At 63.6% G+C, this 25,717-nt stretch carries 20 protein-coding genes; 12 read left to right on the forward strand and 8 right to left on the reverse strand.

All coding sequences use genetic code 11. The features are described 5' to 3' along the window. Window positions 1–86: 86 nt before the first annotated feature. Window positions 87–1,727: an acyl-CoA synthetase gene (locus X739_RS153245; RefSeq protein ID WP_023794628.1), complete on the reverse strand. Its 1,641-nt coding sequence runs from the start codon at window positions 1,725–1,727 to the stop codon at window positions 87–89. A gap of 202 nt (window positions 1,728–1,929) precedes the next feature. Between X739_RS153245 and X739_RS153240 the strand changes: the two genes are divergently transcribed. Both X739_RS153240 and X739_RS153235 read left to right on the forward strand, forming a co-directional pair. Continuing rightward, window positions 1,930–2,895 (forward strand): sugar-binding transcriptional regulator, encoded by a 966-nt coding sequence (locus tag X739_RS153240; RefSeq protein WP_023771073.1) that lies wholly within the window; start codon window positions 1,930–1,932, stop codon window positions 2,893–2,895. Window positions 2,896–2,981: 86 nt separating this feature from the next. Beyond that, window positions 2,982–5,036, forward strand: coding sequence for a bifunctional aldolase/short-chain dehydrogenase (locus X739_RS153235; protein WP_023794629.1), 2,055 nt, complete (start codon window positions 2,982–2,984; stop codon window positions 5,034–5,036). Between the two features lie 160 nt (window positions 5,037–5,196). On the opposite strand, the gene X739_RS153230 is transcribed toward X739_RS153235, so the two are convergent. The 3 genes from X739_RS153230 to X739_RS153220 form a co-directional block, all read right to left on the reverse strand. Then, window positions 5,197–6,246, reverse strand: coding sequence for a substrate-binding domain-containing protein (locus X739_RS153230; protein WP_023771075.1), 1,050 nt, complete (start codon window positions 6,244–6,246; stop codon window positions 5,197–5,199). Window positions 6,247–6,296: 50 nt separating this feature from the next. Next, complete coding sequence (locus X739_RS153225; protein ID WP_023794630.1) at window positions 6,297–7,292, reverse strand: ABC transporter permease; 996 nt, start codon at window positions 7,290–7,292, stop codon at window positions 6,297–6,299. An 81-nt stretch (window positions 7,293–7,373) separates the two neighbouring features. After that, entirely contained in the window at window positions 7,374–8,885 is a 1,512-nt protein-coding gene (locus X739_RS153220) for a sugar ABC transporter ATP-binding protein (protein ID WP_023794631.1), read from the reverse strand. A 136-nt stretch (window positions 8,886–9,021) separates the two neighbouring features. Between X739_RS153220 and mtnK the strand changes: the two genes are divergently transcribed. Both mtnK and mtnA read left to right on the forward strand, forming a co-directional pair. Next, entirely contained in the window at window positions 9,022–10,296 is a 1,275-nt protein-coding gene (mtnK, locus tag X739_RS153215; RefSeq protein WP_023794632.1) for an S-methyl-5-thioribose kinase, read from the forward strand. Beyond that, window positions 10,293–11,387 carry an S-methyl-5-thioribose-1-phosphate isomerase gene (gene mtnA / locus X739_RS153210; protein ID WP_023771078.1) on the forward strand — a complete coding sequence of 365 codons (1,095 nt, stop codon included), beginning with the start codon at window positions 10,293–10,295 and terminating at the stop codon, window positions 11,385–11,387. The genes mtnK and mtnA overlap by 4 nt, the downstream gene beginning before the upstream one ends. A gap of 11 nt (window positions 11,388–11,398) precedes the next feature. On the opposite strand, the gene X739_RS153205 is transcribed toward mtnA, so the two are convergent. From X739_RS153205 to nanR, 4 genes are all read right to left on the reverse strand, one after another. Then, window positions 11,399–12,100 carry a TIM barrel protein gene (locus X739_RS153205; protein WP_245273838.1) on the reverse strand — a complete coding sequence of 234 codons (702 nt, stop codon included), beginning with the start codon at window positions 12,098–12,100 and terminating at the stop codon, window positions 11,399–11,401. A gap of 141 nt (window positions 12,101–12,241) precedes the next feature. Continuing rightward, on the reverse strand, window positions 12,242–13,087 hold the full coding sequence (locus tag X739_RS153200) for a phosphogluconate dehydrogenase C-terminal domain-containing protein (protein WP_023771080.1): 846 nt from the start codon (window positions 13,085–13,087) through the stop codon (window positions 12,242–12,244). Window positions 13,088–13,132: 45 nt separating this feature from the next. After that, the gene (locus X739_RS153195; protein WP_023794634.1) at window positions 13,133–14,398 is read right to left on the reverse strand and encodes a ribulose-bisphosphate carboxylase large subunit family protein; all 1,266 of its coding nucleotides are present in this window, start codon (window positions 14,396–14,398) and stop codon (window positions 13,133–13,135) included. 102 nt (window positions 14,399–14,500) lie between these two features. Then, a complete protein-coding gene (gene nanR, locus X739_RS153190; protein ID WP_023771082.1) occupies window positions 14,501–15,217 on the reverse strand; it encodes a transcriptional regulator NanR in 717 nt (238 codons plus the stop codon). Between the two features lie 349 nt (window positions 15,218–15,566). On the opposite strand from nanR, the gene X739_RS0134285 reads away from it, so the two are divergent. The 8 genes from X739_RS0134285 (at window position 15,567) to X739_RS153155 (ending at window position 25,717) form a co-directional block, all read left to right on the forward strand. Then, entirely contained in the window at window positions 15,567–16,589 is a 1,023-nt protein-coding gene (locus X739_RS0134285; protein WP_031240494.1) for an ABC transporter substrate-binding protein, read from the forward strand. A 74-nt stretch (window positions 16,590–16,663) separates the two neighbouring features. Further along, window positions 16,664–19,138: an ATP-binding cassette domain-containing protein gene (locus tag X739_RS153185; protein WP_023771084.1), complete on the forward strand. Its 2,475-nt coding sequence runs from the start codon at window positions 16,664–16,666 to the stop codon at window positions 19,136–19,138. Continuing rightward, the gene (locus X739_RS153180) at window positions 19,135–20,169 is read left to right on the forward strand and encodes an ABC transporter permease (RefSeq protein ID WP_023771085.1); all 1,035 of its coding nucleotides are present in this window, start codon (window positions 19,135–19,137) and stop codon (window positions 20,167–20,169) included. The genes X739_RS153185 and X739_RS153180 overlap by 4 nt, the downstream gene beginning before the upstream one ends. A gap of 107 nt (window positions 20,170–20,276) precedes the next feature. Next, window positions 20,277–21,104 (forward strand): phosphogluconate dehydrogenase C-terminal domain-containing protein, encoded by an 828-nt coding sequence (locus X739_RS153175; RefSeq protein WP_023771086.1) that lies wholly within the window; start codon window positions 20,277–20,279, stop codon window positions 21,102–21,104. 268 nt (window positions 21,105–21,372) lie between these two features. Further along, on the forward strand, window positions 21,373–22,314 hold the full coding sequence (locus tag X739_RS153170) for a D-ribose ABC transporter substrate-binding protein (RefSeq protein ID WP_023771087.1): 942 nt from the start codon (window positions 21,373–21,375) through the stop codon (window positions 22,312–22,314). 138 nt (window positions 22,315–22,452) lie between these two features. Further along, the gene (locus X739_RS153165; protein ID WP_023771088.1) at window positions 22,453–23,115 is read left to right on the forward strand and encodes a DUF2291 family protein; all 663 of its coding nucleotides are present in this window, start codon (window positions 22,453–22,455) and stop codon (window positions 23,113–23,115) included. Beyond that, the gene (locus tag X739_RS153160) at window positions 23,112–24,653 is read left to right on the forward strand and encodes a sugar ABC transporter ATP-binding protein (RefSeq protein WP_023771089.1); all 1,542 of its coding nucleotides are present in this window, start codon (window positions 23,112–23,114) and stop codon (window positions 24,651–24,653) included. Before X739_RS153165 ends, X739_RS153160 begins: the two co-directional genes overlap by 4 nt. Next, window positions 24,653–25,717 (forward strand): ABC transporter permease, encoded by a 1,065-nt coding sequence (locus tag X739_RS153155; protein WP_023771090.1) that lies wholly within the window; start codon window positions 24,653–24,655, stop codon window positions 25,715–25,717. The genes X739_RS153160 and X739_RS153155 overlap by 1 nt, the downstream gene beginning before the upstream one ends.

Below are 25,717 nucleotides of genomic sequence, written 5' to 3' on the forward strand. Positions count from 1 at the left end.
ACAAATGGTGACATCTAGTAGATGTCACAAGGCGCGCTCAGGATGCGGGCCATTGAAAATATTCTCTCGAAGACCGCCGGGGGGCTTCAGCCGACCTTGGCCATTTCCCGCAGCCGGAACTTCTGGATCTTGCCGGTCGAGGTCTTCGGTATCTCAGCGAAGATCACCGCTTTCGGCACTTTGAAGCGGGCGAGCAGCGTCCGGCAGTGCTCGATGATCTCGGCCTCGCTCGCCTCCTTGCCCGGCTTCAGTTCCACATACGCGACAGGCACCTCGCCCCATTTGTCGTCACGGCGCGCCACGACGCCGCAGGAGGCGACGGCAGGATGCTTGTAGAGCGCTTCCTCGACCTCGATCGAGGAAATGTTCTCGCCCCCGGAGATGATGATGTCCTTGGAGCGGTCCTTGAGCTGGATATAGCCATCCGGGTGCATGACGCCGAGATCGCCAGAGTGGAACCAGCCGCCGCCGAAAGCCTCGTCAGTCGCCCTGCGGTTCTTCAGATAACCCTTCATGACGATGTTGCCACGAAACATCACCTCGCCGATGGTCTTGCCATCGGCGGGCGTCTCGGCCATGGTCTCCGAATCCATTACCGTCAGGCCTTCGAGCGCGGCATAGCGCACGCCCTGTCGTGCCTTCTTGCCCGCCCTCGCCCCTTTGTCGAGTGCGTCCCAGCCATTATGCCATTCGTTGACGACTGCGGGACCATACGTCTCTGTCAGGCCGTAGAGATGAGTGACGGCAAAGCCGGCATCGGCCATGCCCGACAGCACGGCTTCGGGCGGCGGGGCGGCGGCCGTGTTGAAGGTTACGGTTTGCGCAAACGCGCGCTTGTCCTCGTCCCTGGCGTTGACCAGCACCGACATGACCACCGGCGCCCCGCACAAATGGGTGACGCCATGATCGGCGATAGCGTCAAAGATGGGCTTCGGTCGCACCCAGCGCAGGCAGACATGGGTGCCGGCCTGGACGGCGAGCGTCCAGGGAAAACACCAGCCATTGCAGTGGAACATCGGCAAGGTCCAGAGATAGACCGCGTGCTTGGCCATGCCGGCATGGATGGTGTTGGTGTAGGCCATCAGCGCAGCACCTCGGTGATGGTAGACGACGCCCTTGGGATTGCCTGTCGTACCCGACGTGTAATTGAGCGAGATCGCATCCCATTCGTCGTCGGGCATCGACCAGGCGAACGCCTCGTCGCCATTGGCGATAAAGGCCTCATAGTCCACCGTGCCGACCCGCTCGCCTTTCGGATAGGGCGCGTCGGTGGCGTATTCGGGATCGTCGTAGTCGATGACCAGCGGTTTGACCCCGGCCAGACCGAGCGCTTCCCGCACCACGCTGGAAAACTCGCGATCGACGATCAGCACCTTGGTCTCGGCATGGTCGAGCTGGAAGGCGATGACGGCGGCGTCGAGACGCGTGTTGAGCGAGTGCAGAACCGCCTTGGTCATCGGCACGCCGAAATGCGCCTCCAGCATCGGCGGCGTGTTCGACAGCATGACGGTCACCGTGTCGCCCTTGCCGATGCCATGCTTGTGCAGGGCCGAGGCGAGCTTCAACGAACGGCGCCAGAAACCGCGGTAACTGATGCGCTGGCTGCCATGAATGATGCCGACATGGTCGGGATAGGTTCTTGCCGCGCGCTCCAGATAGGTGAGCGGCGTCAGTGGCTGGTGGTTGGCGGCGTTCCTGTCGAGATCCTGTTCGTAGGGATTGGCCATCCCATTCTCCCCAAACTCTTTTCGAGCTTTCTAACCTTACACTCGTCGTCACGCTATCCCCCCTGAAGGGCTGAGAATGCTATCCTGCACCGACTTGCTAGAATGGGGATCTCGATTGTGCCGCGCCAGCAGGATCTCTTCCTGTTTCTCCAAAATTTGACTTTTGTCGAGAGCCGTGACTAATGTCAGCCAAGGAGGCGGCATGGCGATCCGACCGGCAGAACAGCTCATCCACAAGGCGGCCTGGCTTTACTATGCCCATGGGCTTCGCCAGGACGAAGTGGCCAATCAACTCAACATTTCGCGCGCTTCCGTCGCCATGTATCTGCGCAAGGCGCGTGAGACAGGCATCGTCAACATCTCGACCTCGACGCAACTCTTCACGGACGACGTCATGGCGCGCAGGCTGGAAGACGCCCTGAAGCTCGACGCCGTCTGGATCGCGCCTGAGAACGCCTATCTCGCCGACCCCTCGACCGATATCGCGGTGCTGGCGGCAAGCGTTTTCCTGGAACTCGTCGGGAAAGGCGACCGCATCGGCGTCGCCTGGGGCCGCACCGTCTACACCATCGCCGACATCATGTCCTATGCCGACCTGCAGGACGTCACCGTGGTGCAGCTCTGCGGCAATCTCGGCGCGCCGTATTCCTACCGTCCCGATCAATGCACGATGGAAATCGCGCGACGGCTCAATGCCAAGGGCCTCAACTTCTACGCGCCCCTGGTGCTGTCGACCGAGGAACTGGCGCAAGGCCTGCGCGCCGAACCTGTGATCCGCGACCAGCTTGCCGGGATCAGCGACTGCGATCTTGCGCTCTACTCCATCGGCGCGGTCGATGCCGACAGCCACCTGGTGAAGTGCGGCGCGCTGACGGCGGCCGAGATGGCGGCGCTGCGCAGGGAAGGTGCCGCGGGTGTTATTGCCGGGCAGATCATCGATGCCGGTGGCGAGTTGCTCGACTGCAGCTACAACCGGCGGGTCATCTCGGCGGGGCTTGCTTCACTGCGCGTTATCGGGAAGCGGCTGATGGTCGTGCAGGAAGACAGCAAGTTCGAGCCGCTGCTCGCGGCGATCGCCGGCGGCCTCTGCACGCATCTGGTGGTCGGCGCGCATATGGCGCAGCGGCTGCTCGATCATGCCGGAATGTCAGCAGAAAAGGCATCCTGAAAACCAACGCTTTGCCGACGCATTTGTCATCAAGGCGTCGCGGCATTCCTGTTCACCATCAAAGATAGCAACTGGACGAAACGAACATGAAGAATCTGTGGAACGACGACGCGGCCGAAAAACTCGTTGCCGATTATGCGAAGAAGGGCGTCGGCCGCGACCTCGCCTTGCGCGTCTACACGACGCGGCTTCTGGGCGGTGTGCCACAACTGGTCCTGCATGGCGGCGGCAACACCTCCTGCAAAACCAAGGCGACCGACCTCGTCGGCGACGAATGGGACGTGCTGTGCGTCAAGGGCAGCGGCTGGGACATGGCCGTCATCGAGCCGCAGGGCCTGCCCGCCGTCAAGATGGGCGCCCTGCTCAAGGCGCGCAAGCTGGACAGGCTTTCCGACGAGGACATGGTCGCGTTGCAGCGGGCCAACCTGATCGACCCCGCCTCGCCCAACCCTTCGGTCGAGACCCTGCTACATGCCTTCCTGCCGCATAAATTCGTCGACCACACCCACTCCACCGCCATCCTGGCCATCGTCGACCAGGAAGACAGCAAGCCGCTGGTGGCAAAGGTGTTCGGAGCACAAATGGGCTATGTGCCCTACATCATGCCAGGCTTCGATCTCGCCAAGGCGGCCGCCGATGTGTTCGACGCCGACCCGACGGTAGAAGGCCTGATCCTCGACAAGCACGGCATCTTCACTTTCGGCGAGGATGCCAGGCAGGCCTATGATCGGATGATCCACTATGTGAACGTAGCCGAGGCTTATGTGGCCGAGCATGCCAAGCCGAAGGCTGCAAAGGCGGCATTGCCGGCAAGGCTAGCGTCACCGGCGGCGATCGCGCCCATGCTGCGCGGCGCTGTAGCGGCGCCACGCGGCGAAGGTCGCTTCGACCGCATGATCTCTGACTTCCGCAGCTCGGACGCGATCGTTGATTTCATCAGTTCTGCAGAGATCGCCGACTATGCAGGACGCGGCGTGTCGACGCCGGATCTGTCGATCCGCATCAAGACCGGGCCGATGGCCGTGCCAGCGCCCGACGCCGACAAGATCGGCGACTACAAGGCCGTAATCCAGAACCATGTCGACGCTTTCGCCAAGGATTACCGCGCCTATTTCGAGACCAATGACGCGCTCGACGACGTCAAGCGCACCATGCTCGATCCGATGCCCCGGCTGACGCTGGTGCCGGGGCTCGGCATGTTCGGCCACGGCCGCACGCTGAAGGACGCAAGGATCGCCTCGGACGTTGGCGAGATGTGGATCGAGGCCGTGCGCGGCGCCGAGGCCGTCGGCCGTTTCCACCCGCTATCCAAGGCCGACCTGTTCCCGCTCGAATACTGGTCGCTGGAACAGGCCAAGCTTGCCTCCAACAAGCCGAAGCCGCTGACCGGCCAAGTGATGCTGATCACGGGCGGCGCCGGTGCAATTGGTGCGGCGACCGCAAAACTGTTCGCCGACAATGGCGCTCATGCCGTCGTCGTCGATCTCGACGCCGAAAAGGCCGCTGATGCCGCCAAGAAAGCCGGCAACAATTCGATTGGCGTCGGCGCCGACATCACCGACCCGGACCAGATGCGTGCCGCCTTCGACAAGGCGGTCGCCGTCTTCGGCGGCGTCGACATATTGGTGTCCAATGCGGGTGCTGCCTGGGAAGGCCGCATCGGCGAGCTTGACGATACGCTGCTGCGCAAGAGCTTCGAGCTCAATTTCTTCGCCCACCAGTCGGCAGCGCAGAACGCCGTGCGGATCATGCTGGAACAGGGCACCGGAGGCGCACTCCTGTTCAACACCTCCAAGCAGGCGGTCAATCCGGGTCCAAAATTCGGCGCCTATGGCGTGCCGAAAGCGGCGACGCTGTTCCTGTCAAGGCAATACGCGCTCGACTACGGCGCCCATGGCATCCGCTCCAACGCCGTCAACGCCGACCGCATCCGCTCGGGCCTGTTGACCGACGCCATGATCGCCAGCCGCTCCGGCGCGCGCGGCGTGTCGGAGAAGGAATACATGTCCGGCAATCTGCTCGGCCAGGAAGTAACGGCGCAGGATGTGGCGCAGGCCTTCCTGCACCATGCATTGGCCGACCGGACGACCGCTGATGTGACGACGGTCGACGGCGGCAACATAGCGGCGGCGCTACGGTAGGTTTGCAAGAACCGCGTTGTCGGCGACGAATTGCAGCTTGCTGGTACCGGTTCGCATTCCGACCTGTTCCGTGAGTGAAGACAGTCTTCGATAGAAAAGCCGCCTGCAACAATTGCTGCAGGCGGCTCTCAGTTGTTAACCTTATCGCTTGCAGCGAAACCTACTTCGCGTTCGGGTTCGGCATCCAGGCCGGCATGGCGACGTCGGCATGGGCGAACTGCGGCAGCTTGGCCGACAAGTCTTCCATGTTCTTGATGTCCTTGTCGATCAGCTCCTGTTGGGTGATCAGCGTCGGCGGCACGATCACGTTGTGGCCGGGATCTTCGCCGGCGAGCAGTTGCGCCAGGGCGCGCACCGAGACCTGGCCGACGACGGCCGGGTTGGTGGCGGCGGTTGCCGCCCAGGCACTGTCGGGCTCGCGCATCGCCGCGATGTCGGACGTCGAAATGTCGGCCGAATAGATCTTGATCTTTTTGTTCAGGCCGGCTTCGTCGACGGCGATCTTCACGCCCTTGGCGAACTCGTCATAGGGCGCGAACATCACGTTGATGTCGGGGTGTGCCGACAGGACCGAGCGCGCCTGGTTGGCGACGGAGTTGGCGATCGGATTGTCGAGCGTCCCGAACATGGCGGCTTCCTTGATGCCGGCATGCTTTTTCTTGACGTCTACCCAGGTCTCGTTGCGGCGGTCGAGCGGCGCGATGCCGGCGACATAGACATAGCCGGCATTCCAGCTCTCGCCATTGTCCTTGACTGCCTGTTCAAGCGCCAGCCGTGCCAGGTCTTTGTCCGACTGTTCGATTTGCGGGATCTTGGGGTTTTCGACATTGACGTCGAATGCCACCACCTTGATGCCCGCGTCGACGGCGCGCTGGGCGGCGTCCTTCATAGATTCCGTCAGGCCGTGCTGGATGATGATGCCCTGCACGCCAAGCGCGATGGCCTGGTCGACCATGTCGGACTGAAGGGCGGCGTCCTGGCGGCTGTCGAGCACGCGCAGGTCGATACCGAGCGCCTTCGACTGCGCCTCGACGCCCGACAGATAGGCCTGGAAGAAGTCGCCGGTCGAGAGATAGCGGACCAGCGCGATCTTCACGCCAGGTTTGTCGAACGGCGCCGGCTTGTCGGCGGCAAATGCCCCCTGCATCAGCATGGTTGCGCCGGCGAGCCCGAGCGCCACTTTCCCCAGAAGTCTTCTTGTGATGTTCACCTTGTTTTCCTCCACTTTTTGTTGAACCCAAAATCCTGTCCGGCCGAATGCTAGTTCCTGCCCCTGCCCGAAAGGGCAAAGGTGAAGACAAGGGCGACGACCAGAACCACGCCCTTGACGAAATCCTGCGTGTAGTAGGGCGCGTTCATCATTGTCAGGCCTTGCAGCAAGATGCCGACGAACAGCGCGCCGATGGCGGTGCCGAAAGCGTTTGGCTTGGCGGCGCCGAGCACCGCGTAGCCGATCAGCGCCGCGGCAACCGCATCGAGCAGCAGATTATTACCCGAGGCGATGTCGCCACGTCCAAGCCGGGCGGCGAGCAAAATGCCACCGATCGAGGCAAAAACGCCTGAAATAACGTAGGCCCAGATCTTGTATGCCTTGACAGGCGCGCCGGCGAGTTCGGCGGCGCGCTCATTGCTGCCGACCGCATACATCATGCGGCCGAAGCGGGTGTATTCGAGGAAGAACCAGATGAGCACGGCCAGCACCAGAAGCACGACGACCGAGACCGGAATGAGGTTGGGGATGAAGAAGTCGAAGCGGTGGCGGCCAAGCGCCAGGAAGGCATCGGAGAACTTGCCCCCGGCGACCGAGCCATCGGGCATGGTCATGCCGGTTGCGATGGAGCGGCCTTCCGTTGGGATGCGCTGCAGACCGACCAGCAGGAACATCATGCCGAGCGTCGCCAGGAGATCGGGTACGCGCATGTAGACGATCAGCCAGCCATTGATCAGGCCGACAATGGCGCCGATCGACAGGCAGACGATGACCGCCACGAATGCATTCTGCTCCAGCACCACCATCACGTAGGCCGCCGCCATCATGGCCGAGGTTGCGACCGAACCGATCGACAGGTCGAAGCCGCCGACGACAAGCGTGGCGGTGACACCGAGCGCCAGCACGCCGGTGATGGCGACAGACTGGAAGATGAAGACGGCACTTTGCGGCGAGACGAACCCGTCGGCGGCGATCGCGAAATAGGCAACCAATCCGAACAGCAGCACGATGAACCCATAGCGGATGGCGTAGTCGCGCAGCGTCATTCGGCGCACCCCGGCGCCGCTGCCGTTTTTACCCAACTCGAAGCCATGGTCTCTCCATTCCAATTCCATCGGCCGCCACGCTCAGGCAGCGCTGTGCAGCGGTCCACCGGCAACCTCGGCCAACAGGCGGTCGAGGTCGACATCGGCATTGCGGTGTTCGCCGACGATCGTGTGCTCCGACATCACCAGGATGCGGTCGGCCGTTTCCAGCGCTTCGTCGAGTTCGGTGACGAACAGAAGCGTGGCGCGGCCATTGGCGCTTGCCCTCAGCTTGGCGGCGATATCGCGCCGGGCCGAAATGTCGACGCCCTGGAACGGCTCGTCGAGGATGAACAGCGCGGCATTCTGCGCCATCCAGCGGGCGACCATCACCTTCTGCTGGTTGCCGCCCGACAGCGCCGACATCTCGTCCTTTTCGGAGCGGCAGACGATGCCTAGTTGCTCGATCTGCCTGCGTGCGGTGGCGCGTTCGAGGCGGCCCCTGAGCACACTCAGACTGGACATGCGCTTCAGAAAGGGCAGGCTGACATTGCGCTCGATGTTGAAGCCGTCGACGATGCCGCTGGTCGCACGATCCTTGGCGACGAGGAACACGCCGGCTGCGATCGCGTCGCCAGCCGAGCGCGGCGCGTAAGGCTTGCCGTTCATCGTCATGGTGCCGGCGAGCGGCCGGCGCACACCGAACAGCGTTTCGGCAAGAGCGGTCTTGCCGACGCCGACGAGGCCGGTGATGGCGACGACCTCGCCATCGCCGAGTGTCAGCGACATCGGCTTGGCGCCCTGCGCGATGCGCAGGCCTTCGACGCTCAGGACCGCCCTGGCGGAACTCCTGGCCACGATCCGGTCGAGATGGATCTTGCGACCGAGCATGGCGTTGACCGCGCCTTCATAGTCGAGCGGCTTGGTATCGAAGGCGCCGGAGACGACACCGTCGCGCATCGAGACGATGCGATCCGCGAGCCGCCTGATGTCCGACATGCGGTGCGAGATGTAGAGGATCGCCACGCCCTGCTCGCGCAGCCGGTCGACCAGCGCGAACAGCCTGTCGGCCTCGGCACTGGAGAGCGACGAGGTCGGCTCATCGAGGATCAGCACTTTCGGCTGGTGCGCCAGCGCCCGGGCAATCGCCACCATCTGGCGGTCGGCCAGCGAAAGATCGCTGACGCGCGCCTTCAAATCGATGGCCAGCCCCATGCGGTCGGCGACCGCCCTGGCCTCACGGCGCACGCGAGCGGGATTGAACAGGGTCGGCACGCCCCGGCCGCTCAGCCTGTCGAGCGTGAGATTGGTGGCGACATCAAGGTCGGCGACGACGCCGTCATTGATGTTCTGGTGCACGGTGACGACGCCGGCGCGGATAGCTTCCGCCGGAGTGTTCGGCGCGAAGTCCTGCCCGGCGAGCGTCATGGCGCCGCCGCCACGCTCGTAAACGCCGCTGACGATCTTGACGAGGGTGGATTTGCCGGCGCCGTTGGCGCCCATCAGCACGGTCACTTCACCGGCATGGAGGTCCAGCGCGATGCCGCCAAGCACCTCGTTACGGCCAAAGGATTTCCTCAGTCCCTCTACGCGGAACACGGCATTGCCGACCATGCGTTCCTCCCTGGTGATGACGCTATGGTCAATGTCGGCAATTGTCAACACGATTGACAATTGCCAGACAGCTTCCTAGCTTGGCCCGACCGCTAGGGCTCCCTATGATCGGAGCACATAGGCGGGAGGGACAAGAATGACTGGGAACTTGCCGTTCGAAGCATTGTCGGTGGAGACGCTCGCAACACGTCTGGGCGCGAACGAGGCCTTGTGTGCCAGGATCGGGAAGGACACCAGCGCCTGGAAAGTTCGCGAGGTCGGCGACGGCAATCTCAACCTGGTGTTCATCGTCGAAGGCGCCAGTGGCGGCGCCATCGTCAAGCAGGCCCTGCCCTATGTCCGCCTCGTCGGCGACAGCTGGCCGCTGCCGCTCAAACGTTCTTTCTTCGAATACCACGCACTGACCCGGCAAGAGGCGCGCGCGCCGGGCTCGGTGCCGGCGATCTACTACTTCGACGAGGTCCAGGCGCTGATCATCATGGAGTATCTGGCGCCGCCACACATCATTCTCAGGCGCGCCCTGATCGACGGGCACCAGTTGCCGAACATTGCCAGGGATATCGGTCTGTTCATGGCCCGCACGCTGTTTCGCGGTTCCGACCTGTCGATGGTGACCAAGGACCGCAAGGCGGATTTGGCGCTGTTCGCCGACAATGTCGAGCTTTGCGACATCACCGAGAACCTGGTGTTTTCCGACCCCTATTTCGACGCCAAGATGAACCGCCACACCAGTCCGCAGCTCGACGGGCTGGTCGCCGAACTGCGCGCCGACCGCGACCTCAAGGTGGAGGCGCAGCGGCTGAAACATATGTTCGCCGCCAATGCCGAGACGCTGCTGCATGGCGACCTGCATTCCGGCTCGATCATGGTCACCGATCAGGAAACGCGGATGATCGATCCGGAGTTCGCCTTCTACGGTCCGATGGCCTTCGATATCGGCATGCTGCTCGCCAATTTCTGGATGTCGTTCTTCTCGCAGCGCGGGCATGAGCAGAACGGGAAGCGCGACGCCATGCGCGCCTATCTGCTCGGCGTCACGGCTGAAACCTGGGCGGTGTTCCGCGCCGAGTTCTCGCTGTTATGGCACACTGAGCGCACCGGCATGCTCTATCAAAAAAGCCTTTTCGAGGATCAGGGCGACCGGCTGGGCGCCGAGCAGGCGCTCGACAACGTCCTGCACCAGATCTGGGACGATCTGCTCGGCTTTGCCGGCATCGAGGTGCACAGGCGCATCCTTGGCCTCGCCCACAATGCCGACTTCGAGACCATTGCCGATGAAGATCTGCGCGCCAGTTGTGAGGCGAAGGCACTGAAATTCGGCCGCCACATCGCCGTCAACCGGCGCCAGATCCACAGCATCGACGAGATCAATAATCTGGCCGCGCTTATCGAACAGGAGAACAGCATTTGAACGTCGGCGACCGCCACTACCGGACCATCTGGCTCAGCGAGGACGGCCGCTCGGTGGAGATCATCGACCAACGCTGGCTGCCACATGAATTCCGCATCGAGAAGCTCGTCACTGTCGCCGGCGTCGCCACCGCGATCCGCGACATGTGGGTGCGTGGCGCACCTCTGATCGGGGTCACCGCGGCCTATGGCGTCGCCATGCAGATGACGGATGATGCATCCGACGAAGCGCTCGACACTGTGTGGGAGGTACTGCACGATACCAGGCCAACGGCAATCAACCTGCGCTGGGCGCTTGACGAGATGCGCCGTTTCCTGCGGCCGTTGCCGCTTGGTGAACGCGCCGCGGCCGCCTACCGGCGTGCCAACGAGATCGCCGACGAAGATGTCGGGCTCAACCGCGCCATCGGCGAGAACGGTCTCGCCATCATCAAGGATATCGCGGCGCGCAAGCAGCCGGGCGAGACGGTCAATATCCTCACCCACTGCAATGCCGGCTGGCTGGCGACGGTCGACTACGGGACAGCCACTTCACCGATCTACCTCGCTGTCGAAGCCGGCATTCCGGTCCATGTCTATGTCGATGAAACACGCCCACGCAACCAGGGCGCCCAACTCACCGCCTGGGAGATGGCCGGCCACGGCGTGCCGCACACGCTGATCGTCGACAATGCCGGCGGCCATCTGATGCAACGCGGCGCAATCGACATGGTCATCGTCGGCACCGACCGCACCACCGCCGACGGCGACGTCTGCAACAAGATCGGCACCTATCTGAAGGCACTCGCCGCCGCGGACAACGACGTGCCGTTCTACGTCGCGCTGCCTTCGCCGACCATCGACTGGACGGTGGGCGACGGACTTGCCGAAATCCCGATCGAGGAACGCTCCGGCGACGAGGTTTCGCTGGTGTGGGGCAAGACAGCGAGCGGCGAGATCGCCCAGGTACGCGTCTCGCCCGAAGCAACGCCTGCGGCAAACCCCGCCTTCGACGTGACGCCGGCGCGGCTGGTCACCGGGTTGATCACCGAACGCGGCGTCGCCAAGGCGTCGCGCGAAGGGCTGAAGGCGATGTTCCCCGAGCGGGGGTAGTCGGGCCGCGCTCAGAACTCGACGTTGTCCAGCGCGTTCACGAATTCCAGCGAGCGCCGCAAGGCGCCGCGAATGGTGCCGATATCCACCGGCGTGCTTCGCCGCTGGGGATCACTGCGCCGCGGGCGCTGCAGCCGCAACGGCAGTTCGATGCTGACTGGCAGCGTGGCGGGCAACACGGCCCAGTAGGATGCATAGTCGACAGAGCCGTCGCCGATGGCGCAGAACGCCCACCCCGCCCCGGTGCTGACGACATCCTTCAGATGAGCATGTCCAACCGTATCGATGGCATCAGCGATATCTTGAGCCGGCTGCATCGTCTCGCCGCTGTAGGTGAAGACGTTGCCGGCATCGTGGTTCAGGCGGACGTACGGCGATCCGATATCGCGGACGAAGCTTGCCCCTGATTGAGCGCTGCCGAGCAGATCGCCGCTCCCATGCCCGGGGTTCTCGAGCGCCATAACAACATCAGCCTGTTCCAGCCGCGGCAGAACGGCATCGATCGTCGCGCGGATAGCCGCGCTGTTTCTCGCCGAACCGGTATTGGTGATCAGGAACGAAGCGCCAAGCCCGGCGGCAAAGCCGATCCGCCGGGACAACGCTTCGATCGCATCGGGCCCCGACAGGTCGAGATGAGCCGACACGGCGTTGATGCCAAGCCCGGCATTTTGCGCCGTCCGGCGCAGCTTCAATGCCTGCGCCTCGGCAAACATATCCTCGTCGAAATCGACATAGCCGCTGATAAAGGCCGGCTCGACATGGACACCCACAGCGGCAATCTCCTCGATGGCGAAATCGATGGAATAGCCGTCGAAGAGAGCGGTCGATACCGATACGATCCGCGAAGGCAGGGCTCAGGCTCCCTTGCCGTAGACGATCAGTTCCGAGGCTTCCTTCACCTTGGCCGGCGAGAGTGCCTCGCGCCAATCGTCACGGACCACGACGCCCTTGGCGAAGCGCATCAGGCGCAGAGCGGCGTCGGACGGCACTTTCGGCGAGAAGCCGAACCACATGGCGATCTCGACATTTAGATGACCGATCAGGAAGTCGAGCGCGGCCTGCCTTGGAATGCCGTATTTGCGCTCGCACTCCTCGACGGCCTCGACCATCGTGTCGACGAAAGGCATGGCGACCATTTCGGACAGGCCGGGCTCCAGGATTGCCAGCTGTTCGACCGTCACCCGGTGGCTGTCGATGATCGGCGACCACATTGCCTTACACACCTCCTCGCCAAGCGCGTAGTCCTCTTCGGGTCCCTGCATCAGGGCGCAGACGATCGACTGCCTGGCGATGCCGCCATGATAGTCGCGACGCGCGGCCCACTCCGTCTCGTCGCCGAACAAGGGCGGATGGCAGGGATGACCGACGAAATAGGTGAGATCCGGTCGATCGCCGGGCAGGTCGCCGGCATAGGGCGCCGCGGCATCCAGAACGAGGATCATGGTGCCCTTGGCAAGCATCGGCGAGACCTGCCGCGTCACCTGGCCGATGATGTTGTCCGGCAGGGCCATGACCACCACTTTGGCTCCGGGAATGCCTTCCTCCATGGCGACGGCGGCGATATCAGCTTCTCCCAGCCGCTTGCGGCCGGCCTCTCCGATCTCCACGGCGCGGACATCGTAGCCCGCTTCGATCAGCTTACGTGTCACGCGGAAGCCCATCTTCCCGCCTGCTCCAAGCACCGCTACGGATATCCTCATATCTCTTCTCCCATTTTATCTTGATGGCGCGCCGATGACGCAGATTCAGCCGAACGCTTGCAGCGCGGCCTCGAGCTCCGGACGCGTGGCGGCGTAGTCGCGCGGGGGAATGCCTGCCGCCGCGGCTTCGAAAGCATCGTGCAGGCTTTGAACACCGGCGGCCGGACCGCCCGGATGCGCCATGATCCCGCCGCCGCAGCAATAGATGAAATCGTTCGAGCCGAGCCTTTCATAGGTCTCGCCCGCCTGCACCGCGGTCTGTCCAGACGAAAACACCGGCATCACCGTATCGGGACGGTCGGCCCGGCCGAACATCGGAGTGAGGCAGGCGTGGGCGGATGCCATCACCGAACCGTCGAGCTCGCAGAATTTGTTGGACAACCCGTTGACGTGCATGTGGTCGATGCCGGCCAGGCGCCAGAATTTCTGGTAGGCGAGATAGCTCATGCCGAGATCAGGAGAACGGCTGAAGAGGCCCCAGCCCGCCCGATGGCCGTGAAGCGCAACGGCGGAATGCCGGCGCATCTCGACGACACCCGACAGGCCGACGGAATTCAGGACCAGCATGGCGCAGGTGCCGCCACGGCGCTCGATCAGGTCAAGCTGGCGGCGCATGGCGTCGATGTCCCCGGAAATGTTGGCCGCGTACATGACCTTGCGCCCGGTCCTGTCGGCGTGCCGGTCGATGACAGCCATGACCGCCTCGAACCGCTGTTCGAATGGCGAATGCGGGGGATCTCCCATCAGTTCGTCGTCCTTGATGAAGTCGAGGCCAGATGAGATCAGCGTATCGGCCAGGGTCGCGGTCTCCGCTGGCGTAAGACCGACGCTCGGTTTGACGATGGTGCCGACCAGCGGCCGTCCCGCGACGCCGGTCAGACGACGCGTGCCTTCGACAGCGAAAGCCGGCCCCGGATAGGCATTAGCGAAGACATCGGGAAAGCTGACGTCGAGCAGACGCATGGCCGAGAAATGATGCAGCTCGAACAGATTGCCGAGAACCGTCGACCAGACCGAAGCCAGCACGGTGCCCATGTTCTCGACGTTCCAGGAAAGACCCACTTTGGCCCGGCGCGGCCTGACGGCCGCCGTATCTCGGGGCGCGCGCGAAAACGGCAACGCCTCGCCATCGACCTCGCCAAGATCCTCGATGAATTCGACGCGCGCGCCGAATCTGAGCAGCAGTTCCGGCGTCTCCCCAGGGATGGGACGGAATGTCCCGCTCGATTGCTCACCCGCCATCGCGGCCGCGGCTACCTCCATGGGATAGCGGGTTTCGATGAGGTAGGTGGCGTTAAGGCGACCGGTCAATGCAGGCTCCCGGCTGGAATGAACTTCATGGCGGGAGCGATAGCATCAAAAAGATATCATGTCATCACATGAGTTTTCTCGATCAAAAAAATTTTGCGGCTGTCAGCTCCCGCCGTCGCTGCCGGCCAGTTTCGAATAGAGTTCATTGGCGCGGCCTATATGGTCCGCCATGGCGGCGCTGGCGCCTTCGGCGTCGCCGCCGGCGATCGCCTTGTAGATGCGTTCGTGCTCCTCGACCGTCAGACGCTCGGCGCCTTTCACCGCCACGAGATCGCGCTTGAAGCGCGACAGCCATTCGAGCATGCCCTTGGCCACGGCCGCGATCATCGAATTGCCGCTCATTTCAGCGATGACGGCGTGGAATTCCATGTCGGCGGTTACAAACCGAGCCTGGTCGCCCTTTGCCTCGCGCAGATGGCGCAAGGTCTCGGCAAGCCGTTCCAGGCTCTTGGCCGTTGCACGTCGGGTGGCGATCCGGACCAGGCCAGTTTCCAGCAAGAGCCTGACTTCCTTTAGGTCTTCAAGCCCGCGAGAGTTCGTCGCCAGCATCATGACCATAGCCGCTGAGACCTGATCGACGATCACCTCCGGCGTCGGGTTGATGACGCGCGCGCGTTCGCCGTGCGAAATCCTGATGAGCCCCATCTGTTGCAGCGTCAGCATCGCCTCCCGGATCGACGGCCGTCCGACGCCGATCATCGTCATCAATTCCTTTTCCGACGGCAATTGGGAACCAGGCGGAAATTCGGACGTCGAGATTGCCGCCATCAGCCGATCGAGAACCTCGACATACAATTTCTTCTTCTGGACCGGTTCCATCCGCATCTCTCCTGATCGTTTCTCGAGGCAATCGACCCCGAGTCGCACGGATGGGCAAGGTCCCCGCTCTTGATTGACATTACATATATGATGACCTAGCGTCCAGTGTGGCCAGTCTCAACGCGGCGCATGATGGCAACATGGTCGCCCCGACCGGCTGCCAGGGATGAGAAAGAAAACCCGGCGGGCGCGCGTTGCCCTGTCGACGCAATCAAATGAAGTTCCGAGCGGCTTGCCTATTTGGTATGCTGGTATAACATGTAGCTGGTATGGTGTCTTTCGGAAGAGACAGCATTACGGAGTGACAGACGAGCCGATCCAGGTCGGCCGGTTTTTGGGAGGAGAAATCATGAAGTTTTCAATTGTGGCGGCGCTTGTCGGCGCCGCGCTGGCCAGTGTTTCTGTTTTACCGGCGATGGCATCGTCGGACAAACCGGTGATCGCGCTCGCCAACGCCTATTACGGCAACACCTGGCGCCACCAGATGGTGGAGGCGTTCGAGGCCTCGGCCAAGGAAGCCAAGGCGGGTGGCCAAATCGCCGATTACATCATCATGAACGGTGACGGCTCGGTGGCGCAGCAGAACAGCCAGATCGCCGAGCTGATCCTCAAGAAGGTCGATGTACTCGCCGTCGACGCCGCCTCGGAGACCGCGGTCAACGGCATCATCGAAAAGGCCTGCAAGGCCGGCATCATCGTCGTTTCCTTCGATTCGGTTGCTTCGGCGCCCTGCAACTACCAGCTCAACTTCGACTTCAAGGGCTACAAAGCGGCCCAGGCCGAAGCCGTCTTCAAGATGATCGGCGGCAAGGGCAACGTCATCCAGGTGCGCGGCGTGAAGGGCTCTGCGCCCGACAACGACATGTTCAACGCGCAGCAGTCGGTGCTGGCGAAATATCCCGACGTCAAGGTTGTCGCGACCGTCTACGGCCAGGCGACCGCCTCGGTCGCGCAGGCGGCGATCGCCAACGTCCTGCCCTCGCTGCCACATGTCGACGCAGTGCTCGCTCAAGGCGGCAGCGACGATGTCGGCATCGCCCAGGCCTTCGTCCAGTATGGCGGCGATTATGCGGGCAAGATGCCCGTCATCGAAGGGGGCGGCGGCACCGACTTCGTAAAATGGTGGGCCGAGGAGAACGCCAAGAACGGCTACCAGACGGTCTCGATGAACACCACGCCCGGCATCGGCGGCGCCGCCTTCTGGCTCGGCCTGTCGCTGCTCAAGGGCGCCAAAGCGCCGAAGATGATGATCATGCCGGTGGCTACCGTCGATGCCGGCAACCTCAAGGAATATGCCAAGCTGCCGGGCGGCCAGATCATCAGCCCCAGCTATTCGCTCGACTGGGTCAAGCAGAACCTGCTCAGCAAGTAAGATCGCCATTGCCAGGGACCGGGCGCGCGCCAGACGGCCGCGCCCGGTCCCTGCCCGTAAGAATCGGAGGACGAATGTCCCATCTTGCCGTGACCGATCCGGAGGGCGCAGCCGCTACGGTGCCCGACACCAGGCCAAACGTCGTTTCGCTGTCGCGGATCACCAAGAGCTTCGGCCCGACGCTGGCGAATGCGCAGATCGACCTCGCCGTCTCGGCCGGCGAAATCATCGGCCTGGTCGGTGGCAACGGCGCCGGCAAATCGACGCTGATGCGTATCTTGTGCGGGGCGACGTCACCGACCCTCGGCTCGATTTCATTCACCGGCCAGGATGTGGGCTTCGCCGACTACGACACGGCGGCGGCGCAAAGGCGCGGCATCCGCATGGTGCACCAGGAACTGTCGCTGTGCGCCAACCTTTCCGTCGCCGAGAACTTCTTCCTGGAGACGCCAGGCGAAGCGGCCAACCGGCCGGGATGGCGAGCGCTCTATCGAGCCCGCGCCCGGGCGGCGCTGGACGCCGTCTTTCCCGCCAACGGCATCGATGTGAACGCCGAAGTCGGCCATCTCTCCATCGCCGAGCGGCAGATGGTCGAGATCGCGCGCGCCGCCGCCACGCCCGGCGTCAAGCTGATCGTGCTCGACGAGCCGACCTCCTCGCTCGACCTCGACCGCTCGAGGCAGTTGCGGGCCTTTATCCGCGAACGAGCCAAATCCGGCCTTGCCTTCATCTTCATCAGCCACAAGCTGCAGGAAATCATCGACATCGCCACGCAGGTGATGGTGCTGCGCAACGGGCGCACCGCCTGGCGCGGCGATGTCGCCGGCACTTCGATCGGCCAACTTGTGCAGCTCATGGGCGGCGACGCCAATTCGATCCACCAGCACAGCGCCGCCGCAGCCAGCAGCGGCGAGGCGCTGGTCAAATTGTCCGGCTTCCTGACCGCCGGGCTCGGCCGCGACATCGAGATCGGCCGCGGCGAGATCATCGGACTGGCAGGGCTCGAGGGCAGCGGCCAGAAGGAGTTGCTGCACGCCATTTTCGAGCCGGATTCCACCAGGGAGGCCGCGGTGACCAGGAGCGGCGATGCCGGTTTCATTGCCGGCGACCGCCAGAAGGAAGGCGTGTTCCCGCTGTGGAGCGTGCTTGGAAACATCAGCATCGGCAGCCTCGCCCGCCGTCCGGCACTGGGGCTGGTTTCGGAGCGTGCCAACCGCGAGGCGGCGGCCGAAGCGGCCGGCCGGCTGCAGCTCGACGACAAGCGCTTCGCCTCCAACATCCTGGAACTCAGCGGCGGCAACCAGCAGAAGGCGCTGGTTGCGCGCGCGCTCGTCGCCGACACTCCGATCCTGCTGCTCGATGATCCGACTCGCGGCGTCGACATCGCCACCAAGCAGGACTTCTACAGGCTCTGCAACGAGATCGCGCGCAGCGGGCGCACGCTGGTCTGGCACACGACCGAAGATGCCGAGCTTTTGGCCTGCGACCGCGTTCTGGTGTTTTCGGGTGGGCGCATCGTCAAGGAATTGAGCGGAGAGGCGATCACGGAATCGGCCGTCGTCGGCGCATCCTTCGCCCAGCAGGCGGACACGCGCCCGCGCCCGCGACACAGCACCGCAAGCGCCGGGCTTGCCCGCCGGCTGGTGAACGCGGCTCCCTTCATCGGCCTCGCCGCCGTGCTGGCGGTGATGATCTCGGCCAACCCGGCGGTCGCTTCGATCTTTGGGCTCGACCTGCTCCTGATGCCGGCGCTGTCTCTGGTGCTGGTGACGGCGGCGCAGATGTTCATCGTCGGCGGCAGCGAGATCGATCTCGGCGTCGGCGCCTTTGCCGGCCTGGTCAGCGTGCTTTCCGCCACGCTGCTCTACGATCAGCCATGGCTCGGAGCGCTGGCGCTGGTGGCGGCGGTCGCCGCCTATGCCGGGCTTGGCGGCCTGATCCAGGCACGTAAGATCCCAGCCATCGTCGTCACGCTTGGCGCCTCCTTCATCTGGATGGGACTAGGCTACGCGCTGCAGCCGACGCCGGGCGGCGCCAGCCCCGAATGGCTGTCGGCGATGTTCAGCTGGTCTCTGGGTTTCCTGCCCACCTCCATCATCCTCATCGCCGCGGTCGCGCTTGTGGTGCTGTTGATCGACCGGCTGCCGCTCGGTGTGGTGCTGCGCGGCTTCGGCAATAATCCAACCGCCATGGTCCGCTCCGGCTGGTCGCCGACGCGCTACGCGCTGGTGCGCTACCTCGTCGCCGGACTGTTCGCGGCTGCCGCCGGCCTGTCGCTGACCGCGATCAACACGGCAAGCGACATTAATTCCGGCAATTCGTTCACGCTGCTCAGCGTCGCCGCCGTGGTGATGGGCGGCTGCTCGCTGTTGGGCGGCGTCATCTCGCCAGTCGGCGCGGTCGCCGGCGCGGTCACGCTGGCCTTGATCGGCGCCTTGCTCGGCACGCTGAACGTGAGCAGCGACTTCAACGCGGCAACGCAGGGGCTGATCCTCATCGCCCTGCTGACGCTGCGCAGCCTGACCGCCGATCGCAGGAGCGAACAATGAACGGCCTTGCCGCCTTCAGCCTCTGGGCGCAGAAAAACCGCTGGGTCTGGTCGGCGATCGGCGTGCTCGTGCTTTGGCTGGTGCTGTCCATCGTCACCAACCGGTTCAGCCTCTCCAGCTTGTCGGGCATCATTCTATCGGCGTCGTTCCTGACCGTGGTTGGCATTGGCCAGATGTTCGTCGTCACCACCGGGCGCGGCAATATCGACCTTTCGGTGGCCTCGGTGATCACGCTCAGCGCCTTCGTGGCGCTGCTCACCATCAAGGGCCAGGATGCTAACCTCGCCATCGGCGTGGGTGCGGCGATCCTGCTCGGCCTCGCGGTCGGCGGCTTGAATTCGCTGCTCGTCGTCGGGCTGAACATACCAGCTATCATCGCCACGCTGGCGACAGGTTATGTGCTGGCGACGGCAACGCTGCTGTCGAACCGCGCCATATCGGGTTTCGCCGTCAGTCCGCTCTTGAAGACGCTGGCGACGGGCCGCGTCTCCGGCGTGCCGATCATGGCCGTCATCGCCATTATCGGCGTCGCGGCGACCGCGTTCGTGCTGCGCTACACGGTGTTCGGACAGTTGCTGTCGGCGGTCGGCCAGAATCGCACCGCCGCGCGATTGGCGGCGATCCGCAACAACCGGATCATCGCGTCGGCGTTCATCATCTCGTCGGTGCTGGCTTCGCTCAACGGGCTGCTGCTCGGCGCCTATATAGGCGGCGCTTTCCTGGAGATGGGCCAGCCCTATCTCCTGCAGTCGATCGCCGCGGTGGTTCTGGGCGGAACGCTGATCTTCGGCGGCTCGGCCAGCGCCGTCGGCACGCTGTTCGCCAGCATCCTTTTGATCCTCATCGTCACCACCATGCAGATCGTCGGCTTGCCGCCAGGTGCACAGGACATCGTGCAAGGCATCGTCGTGATCTTCGTTCTGGCGCTGGCCGGCCGGCAGGTGCTGTCGCGGCGAGCCGCCGTCGACCGCGCAGGCGACGAGGACACGCTGAAATCCGAGTCAGGTGCGGCGGCGATCCGGCCGGAATAACACTCGGGATGATGATTTCTCTTGCCAAGCTGTGGTAGAGTGATCATACCAGTAGGCAAGATGACGATCGGCAATGCCGGCGTCCGCGACTAGGGAGCAAGGGCTAGATGACGACGATTGCGCTGTTCGGTGCCGGCGGCAAAATGGGCTACCGCCTTTCGACCAATTTCCGCGGTTCGCCCTATACGATCCGCCATGTCGAGGTCAGCGAGGCCGGGCGCGAGCGGCTGAAGAACGGACTGGGCTTCGACACGGTCAGCGCCGAGGAGGCGCTGGAAGGCGTCGACGTGGTGATCCTGGCCGTGCCGGACACCCATATCGGCAAGGTCGCGGCCGGCATCGAGAGCAAGCTTGCGGCGGGCACGATGGTCATCGTGCTGGATGCCGCCGCACCGTTTGCCGGCCATCTGCCTAATCGTCCCGACCTGACCTACTTCGTCACCCATCCCTGTCATCCCCCGATCTTCAACGACGAAACCGACATGGCGGCCAAGAAAGACTATTTCGGCGGCGTCAAGGCCAAGCAGCACATGGTCAGCGCGCTGATGCAGGGACCAGAAGCGGATTACGCCAAAGGCGAGGCCATCGCCAAGATCATCTGGGCGCCGGTAATGCGCTCGCACCGCGTTTCCGTCGAACAGATGGCGCTGCTTGAGCCAGGCCTTTCGGAAACGGTGTGCGCCTCGCTGCTGGTGGTCATGAAGGAAGCCGTCGACGAGGTGGTGGCGCGCGGCGTCGACCAGCAGGCGGCGCTCGACTTCCTGCTTGGCCACATGAACGTGCTCGGCGCAGTCATCTTCGGCGAAACCAAGGGCGTGTTCTCGGATGCCTGCAACAAGGCGATCGAGTTTGGCAAGCCGGTGCTGATGCGCGACGACTGGAAGCGCGTCTTCGAGCCCGAAGAGATCGCGGCCAGCATCCAGCGGATCACTTGAGAGCCTTCGGTACAGATCTGCCTTTAGGTACATATCACCTGAATTAGTGGTTGACTCATCATACCAGTTAGCTAAGCTAATGTTCGCTCGGATCACGCTTCGCCGGGAGTTCGATGCTGAGACGAATAGAGGATGGGGACAGGAACTTGCCTTGGCGGAGCCGGCGGCTTGAGCCCAGGCGGTCCGCACCCTTCACACGCTGACGAATTCAAACGCAGACAAGTGCCTCGAACGATCGAGACACAGGCTTTTCAAACGGGAGGACTTCATGAAACTAACACGCAGAATGACGCTTGCCGCCTTCGCCGGCGTGCTGGCGCTCGGCACGGCGATGCCCGCCTACGCGGCGGACCTCATCGCCATCATCACGCCATCACACGACAATCCGTTCTTCAAGGCGGAAGCCGTCGGCGCCGAAGCCAAGGCCAAGGAACTCGGCTACGAGGCGCTGGTGCTGGTGCATGACGACGACGCCAACAAGCAATCCGAGCTGATCGATACCGCGATCGGCCGGGGCGCCAAGGCGATCATCCTCGATAATGCCGGCGCCGACGCGACCGTCGCCGCCGTGCAGAAGGCTAAGGACGCCGGCATTCCCTCCTTCCTGATCGACCGCGAGATCAACGCCACAGGCGTTGCCGTGGCGCAGATCGTCTCCAACAACTACCAGGGCGCCCAGCTCGGCGCGCAGGAGTTCGTCAAGCTGATGGGCGAGAAGGGCAATTTCGTCGAACTGGTCGGCAAGGAATCCGACACCAATGCCGGCATCCGCTCGAAGGGCTATCATGACGTCATCGACGATTACCCCGACCTGAAGATGGTCGCGCAGCAGTCGGCCAACTGGAGCCAGACCGAGGCCTATTCCAAGATGGAATCGATCCTGCAGGCCAACCCCGACATCAAGGGCGTCATCTCCGGCAACGACACGATGGCGATGGGCGCCTATGCGGCGCTCGCGGCGGCTAACCGCAAGGATGTCATCGTCGTCGGCTTCGACGGTTCGAACGACGTGCGTGATTCCATCACCTCGGGCGGCATCAAGGCGACGGTGCTGCAGCCGGCCTACGCCCAGGCGCAGATGGCGGTCGAACAGGCCAACGACTTCATCAAGAACAAGAAGTCGCCCGAGAAGGAAAAGCAGCTGATGGACTGCGTGCTCATCAATGGCGAAAATGCCGCCAAGCTGGAAACCTTCGCGCTGAAGAACTGAGCAGGCGCGATATAATTGCGAGGGGCGGACACGCGTTCGCCCCTCAGTGCTTTATTTTGATGCAATTCCGGACGGGAAACCGTTTCACAGTTTTCCTGGAATTGCTCTAATTTCACGTTCCGGGTGCTTTTGACCGCCATGCCGAAGACATTGACCTGGCTAACCCCTTTTAGTTGGCTGACGCTTGTCGCGCTCGCGGGCCTTGGCCTCGGCGGTTGCAAAATCCTGCCGACGCCGGTGGCGCGGAGTGAAAACAGCGCGTCTGCCTTTAATCCGGACAAGATGGTCGAGGACATCTGGGCCTCGAAGGTCATCCCCTACCTCAGGCAGAAGGCTGGGCCGTTCGCCGAGGTCCATGCCTTGGCGAAAACCGATCCGGCGGCGGCCGGCACCAAATACGGCAATCCAAGGAAGCAGGCGAATTCGCCATGGACCTTCGCGGTCCGCGTCGAGGGCAAGATCGTCGCCGCCAACACGCAGTCGCGCGCGGGCACGATGGACATCGACGTGGACGGCGACGGCAAGGCCGATGCGCGCGTCCAGATCGGGCCGGCGATGCGCGGCACTGCACTTAGAGACAGCCTCGATTTCGTCCAGTTCAACGACTTCACCAACCAGATCGACTTCGCCCAGTTCGGCAAGGCCTTCAACGCCTATGCCGGCAAGACCGTGCTGTCCAAGCTGCCGCGCGAGGCCCTTGAAGGCCGCACCGCCAAGGTGCTCGGCGCCTGTACGATCGAAGGCGGCCAGGACCTGCCGCTGGTGACCCCGGCGGAGGCCGAGATCGGGCCGAAGCCATGAGCCCCGCTCACGAGGTCATCCTCAAGCTGGAGGACGTCTCGAAGGTCTATGCAGGCACGGTCGCGGTCAAGCAGGCGAACTTCGAGGTGCGCAAGGGGGCCGTCAACGTGCTGGTCGGTGAAAACGGCGCCGGCAAGTCGACGCTGATGAAGATCATCGCCGGCGTCGAGCAGCCGACCCTCGGCCGTATCCTGCTCGAAGGCGAAGAGGTTTCCTTCTCCTCGTCGGGAGACGCGGTGGCGCGCGGCATCGGCATGGTGTTCCAGGAGCTGAACCTGTTCGGCAACATGACCGTCGCCGAGAACATCTTCGCCACACGCGAGATCACCAACCGCCTGGGTAAGATCGATCGCAAGGCACAGGAAGAGCGGGCGGGCGAATTCCTCGACCGGCTAGAAGCCGGCATCCGACCCGACATGCTGGTCGAGGATTTACGCATCGGCCAGCAGCAGCTGGTCGAGATCGCCAAGGCGGTTTCGCTCGACGCCAAGATCCTGATCATGGATGAGCCGACCTCGGCGCTGAGTGCTACGGAAGTCGAAATCCTGTTCAAGGTGATCGCCGACCTCAAGGCGCGCGGCGTCGCCATCGTCTACATCTCGCACCGGCTTGAGGAACTGATCCGTATCGGCGACACGGTCACCGTGCTGCGCGACGGCCGCATCACCGGCCAGGAGGAAATGAAGAACGTCGACACGCAGTGGATCGTGCGGCAGATGATCGGCTCGGATGCCAAGGATTTCGCCAAGGCCGACGGTCACCAGCCAGGCGAGGAAATCTTCCGCGCCGAGGAGATCTGCCTGCCGCGCGTCACCGGCGGACTGGCGGTCGACCATGTCTCGCTGTCGCTGCGCTCCGGCGAAATCCTCGGCATATACGGGCTGATGGGCGCCGGGCGCAGCGAATTGTTCGACTGCATCATGGGCCGTCACGGCCATGCCAGCGGCAAGATCTTCATCGCCGGCAGGCAAGTGAAGGAGCGCGACACGACGCGCCGTATCCAGCGCGGGCTTGCACTGATCCCCGAGGATCGCCAGCGCGAAGGCCTGGTGTCGATCCTCTCGGTGGCCAGCAACCTGACGCTGGCGAGCCTGTCGCGTTTCGTGCGCCTGTTCCATATCCGAGGCGGCGCCGAGCGGCAGGCCGTGATGCAAATGGTGGGGGAATTGGCGATCAAGGTCGCCGACCCGGCGCAGGAAGTCTCGTCGCTGTCAGGCGGCAACCAGCAGAAGGTGGTGATCGGCAAGGCGCTGCTCACCGGTCCGAAAGTGCTCCTGATGGACGAGCCCAGCCGCGGAATCGATGTCGGCGCCAAGGCCGATGTCTTCCGCACCATGCGCAAGCTTTCGCGCGACGGGCTGGGAATCCTGTTCGCCACCTCAGACCTCGACGAGGTGATGGCGCTGTCCGACCGCATCGCGGTGATGAGCAATGGCAGACTGACCGGCATGTTCGACCGCGCCGAAGCGACGGAGGCGGCGATCGTCGCCGCGTCGGCGCTGGGCCACGGACCGGCCGCACATGGGGAGCAACGCTGATGACTGACATTCCGGCCAAGGCGGCCGCTCCTTCCGCCTCCAGCGGCTCCGCGCTGCTGACGCTGATGAAGCTCAGGACCTTTATCGCGTTGATCGCGGTGCTGGTGTTCTTCTCGATCGCGGCGCCGAACTTCCTGTCGGCGGCGAACCTCATCCTGATGGCCAAGCACGTGGCGCTCAACGCCTTCCTGGCCATGGGGATGACCTTCGTCATCATCACCGGCGGCATCGACCTCTCGGTCGGATCGATCGTCGGCCTGTGCGGCATGGTGGCCGGCTATCTCGTGCTCAACGGCATCGACCTGCAGATCGGCTACACCATCTATTTCAACGTCGTCGAGATCGCCCTGATCACGCTTCTGGTCGGCATCGCGATTGGCGCCGTCAACGGGCTGCTGATCACCAGGCTCAACGTCGCGCCCTTCATCGCCACGCTCGGCGTGCTCTACGTCGCGCGCGGTTTCGCGCTGCTGTCGTCCGACGGCCGCACCTTCCCCAACCTGGTCGGCAAGCCGGAACTTGGCACCACCGGCTTCGGCTTCCTCGGTGCCGGCCGGCTGCTCGGCCTGCCGGTGTCGATCTGGATTCTGGTCGTGGTGGCGCTGGGGGCTGCCTATCTCGCCCGCTACACCCCGCTCGGCCGCCACATCTTCGCCGTCGGCGGCAATGAGCGCGCCGCGCGCATCTCGGGCGTGCGCGTCAACATGGTCAAGATGTTCGTCTACATGTTCTCCGGCTTCTGCGCAGCGATCGTCGGGCTGATCATCTCGTCGGAGCTGATGGCCTCGCATCCGGCAACGGGCGAGAGCTTCGAATTAAACGCCATCGCCGCGGCGGTGCTCGGTGGCACCTCGATGTCGGGCGGGCGCGGCACGATCGGCGGCACCATCGTCGGCGCCTTCGTCATCGGCATCCTGTCGGACGGGCTGGTGATGATGGGCGTGAGTTCGTTCTGGCAGATGGTGATCAAGGGGCTGGTCATCATCGTCGCCGTCGTGGTGGACCAGGCGCAGCGCCGGCTCCAGCAGCGCGTTACCCTGATGCAGATGGCCAAGGCGGGTTGA

Source organism: Mesorhizobium sp. LNHC209A00, from assembly GCF_000502915.1.
In the GTDB taxonomy this organism is placed as follows: domain Bacteria; phylum Pseudomonadota; class Alphaproteobacteria; order Rhizobiales; family Rhizobiaceae; genus Mesorhizobium.

Bases quoted from the DNA above. Each gene is read 5' to 3' on its own strand.
- X739_RS153245 (WP_023794628.1), bottom strand. From the start codon at position 1,727: ATGGCCAATCCCTACGAACAGGATCTCGACAGGAACGCCGCCAACCAC.
- X739_RS153240 (WP_023771073.1), top strand. From the start codon at position 1,930: ATGGCGATCCGACCGGCAGAACAGCTCATCCACAAGGCGGCCTGGCTT.
- X739_RS153235 (WP_023794629.1), top strand. From the start codon at position 2,982: ATGAAGAATCTGTGGAACGACGACGCGGCCGAAAAACTCGTTGCCGAT.
- X739_RS153225 (WP_023794630.1), bottom strand. From the start codon at position 7,292: ATGACGCTGCGCGACTACGCCATCCGCTATGGGTTCATCGTGCTGCTG.
- X739_RS153220 (WP_023794631.1), bottom strand. From the start codon at position 8,885: ATGGTCGGCAATGCCGTGTTCCGCGTAGAGGGACTGAGGAAATCCTTT.
- mtnK (WP_023794632.1), top strand. From the start codon at position 9,022: ATGACTGGGAACTTGCCGTTCGAAGCATTGTCGGTGGAGACGCTCGCA.
- X739_RS153205 (WP_245273838.1), bottom strand. From the start codon at position 12,100: ATGTTTGCCGAGGCGCAGGCATTGAAGCTGCGCCGGACGGCGCAAAAT.
- X739_RS153200 (WP_023771080.1), bottom strand. From the start codon at position 13,087: ATGAGGATATCCGTAGCGGTGCTTGGAGCAGGCGGGAAGATGGGCTTC.
- nanR (WP_023771082.1), bottom strand. From the start codon at position 15,217: ATGGAACCGGTCCAGAAGAAGAAATTGTATGTCGAGGTTCTCGATCGG.
- X739_RS0134285 (WP_031240494.1), top strand. From the start codon at position 15,567: ATGAAGTTTTCAATTGTGGCGGCGCTTGTCGGCGCCGCGCTGGCCAGT.
- X739_RS153185 (WP_023771084.1), top strand. From the start codon at position 16,664: ATGTCCCATCTTGCCGTGACCGATCCGGAGGGCGCAGCCGCTACGGTG.
- X739_RS153180 (WP_023771085.1), top strand. From the start codon at position 19,135: ATGAACGGCCTTGCCGCCTTCAGCCTCTGGGCGCAGAAAAACCGCTGG.
- X739_RS153175 (WP_023771086.1), top strand. From the start codon at position 20,277: ATGACGACGATTGCGCTGTTCGGTGCCGGCGGCAAAATGGGCTACCGC.
- X739_RS153170 (WP_023771087.1), top strand. From the start codon at position 21,373: ATGAAACTAACACGCAGAATGACGCTTGCCGCCTTCGCCGGCGTGCTG.
- X739_RS153165 (WP_023771088.1), top strand. From the start codon at position 22,453: ATGCCGAAGACATTGACCTGGCTAACCCCTTTTAGTTGGCTGACGCTT.
- X739_RS153160 (WP_023771089.1), top strand. From the start codon at position 23,112: ATGAGCCCCGCTCACGAGGTCATCCTCAAGCTGGAGGACGTCTCGAAG.
- X739_RS153155 (WP_023771090.1), top strand. From the start codon at position 24,653: ATGACTGACATTCCGGCCAAGGCGGCCGCTCCTTCCGCCTCCAGCGGC.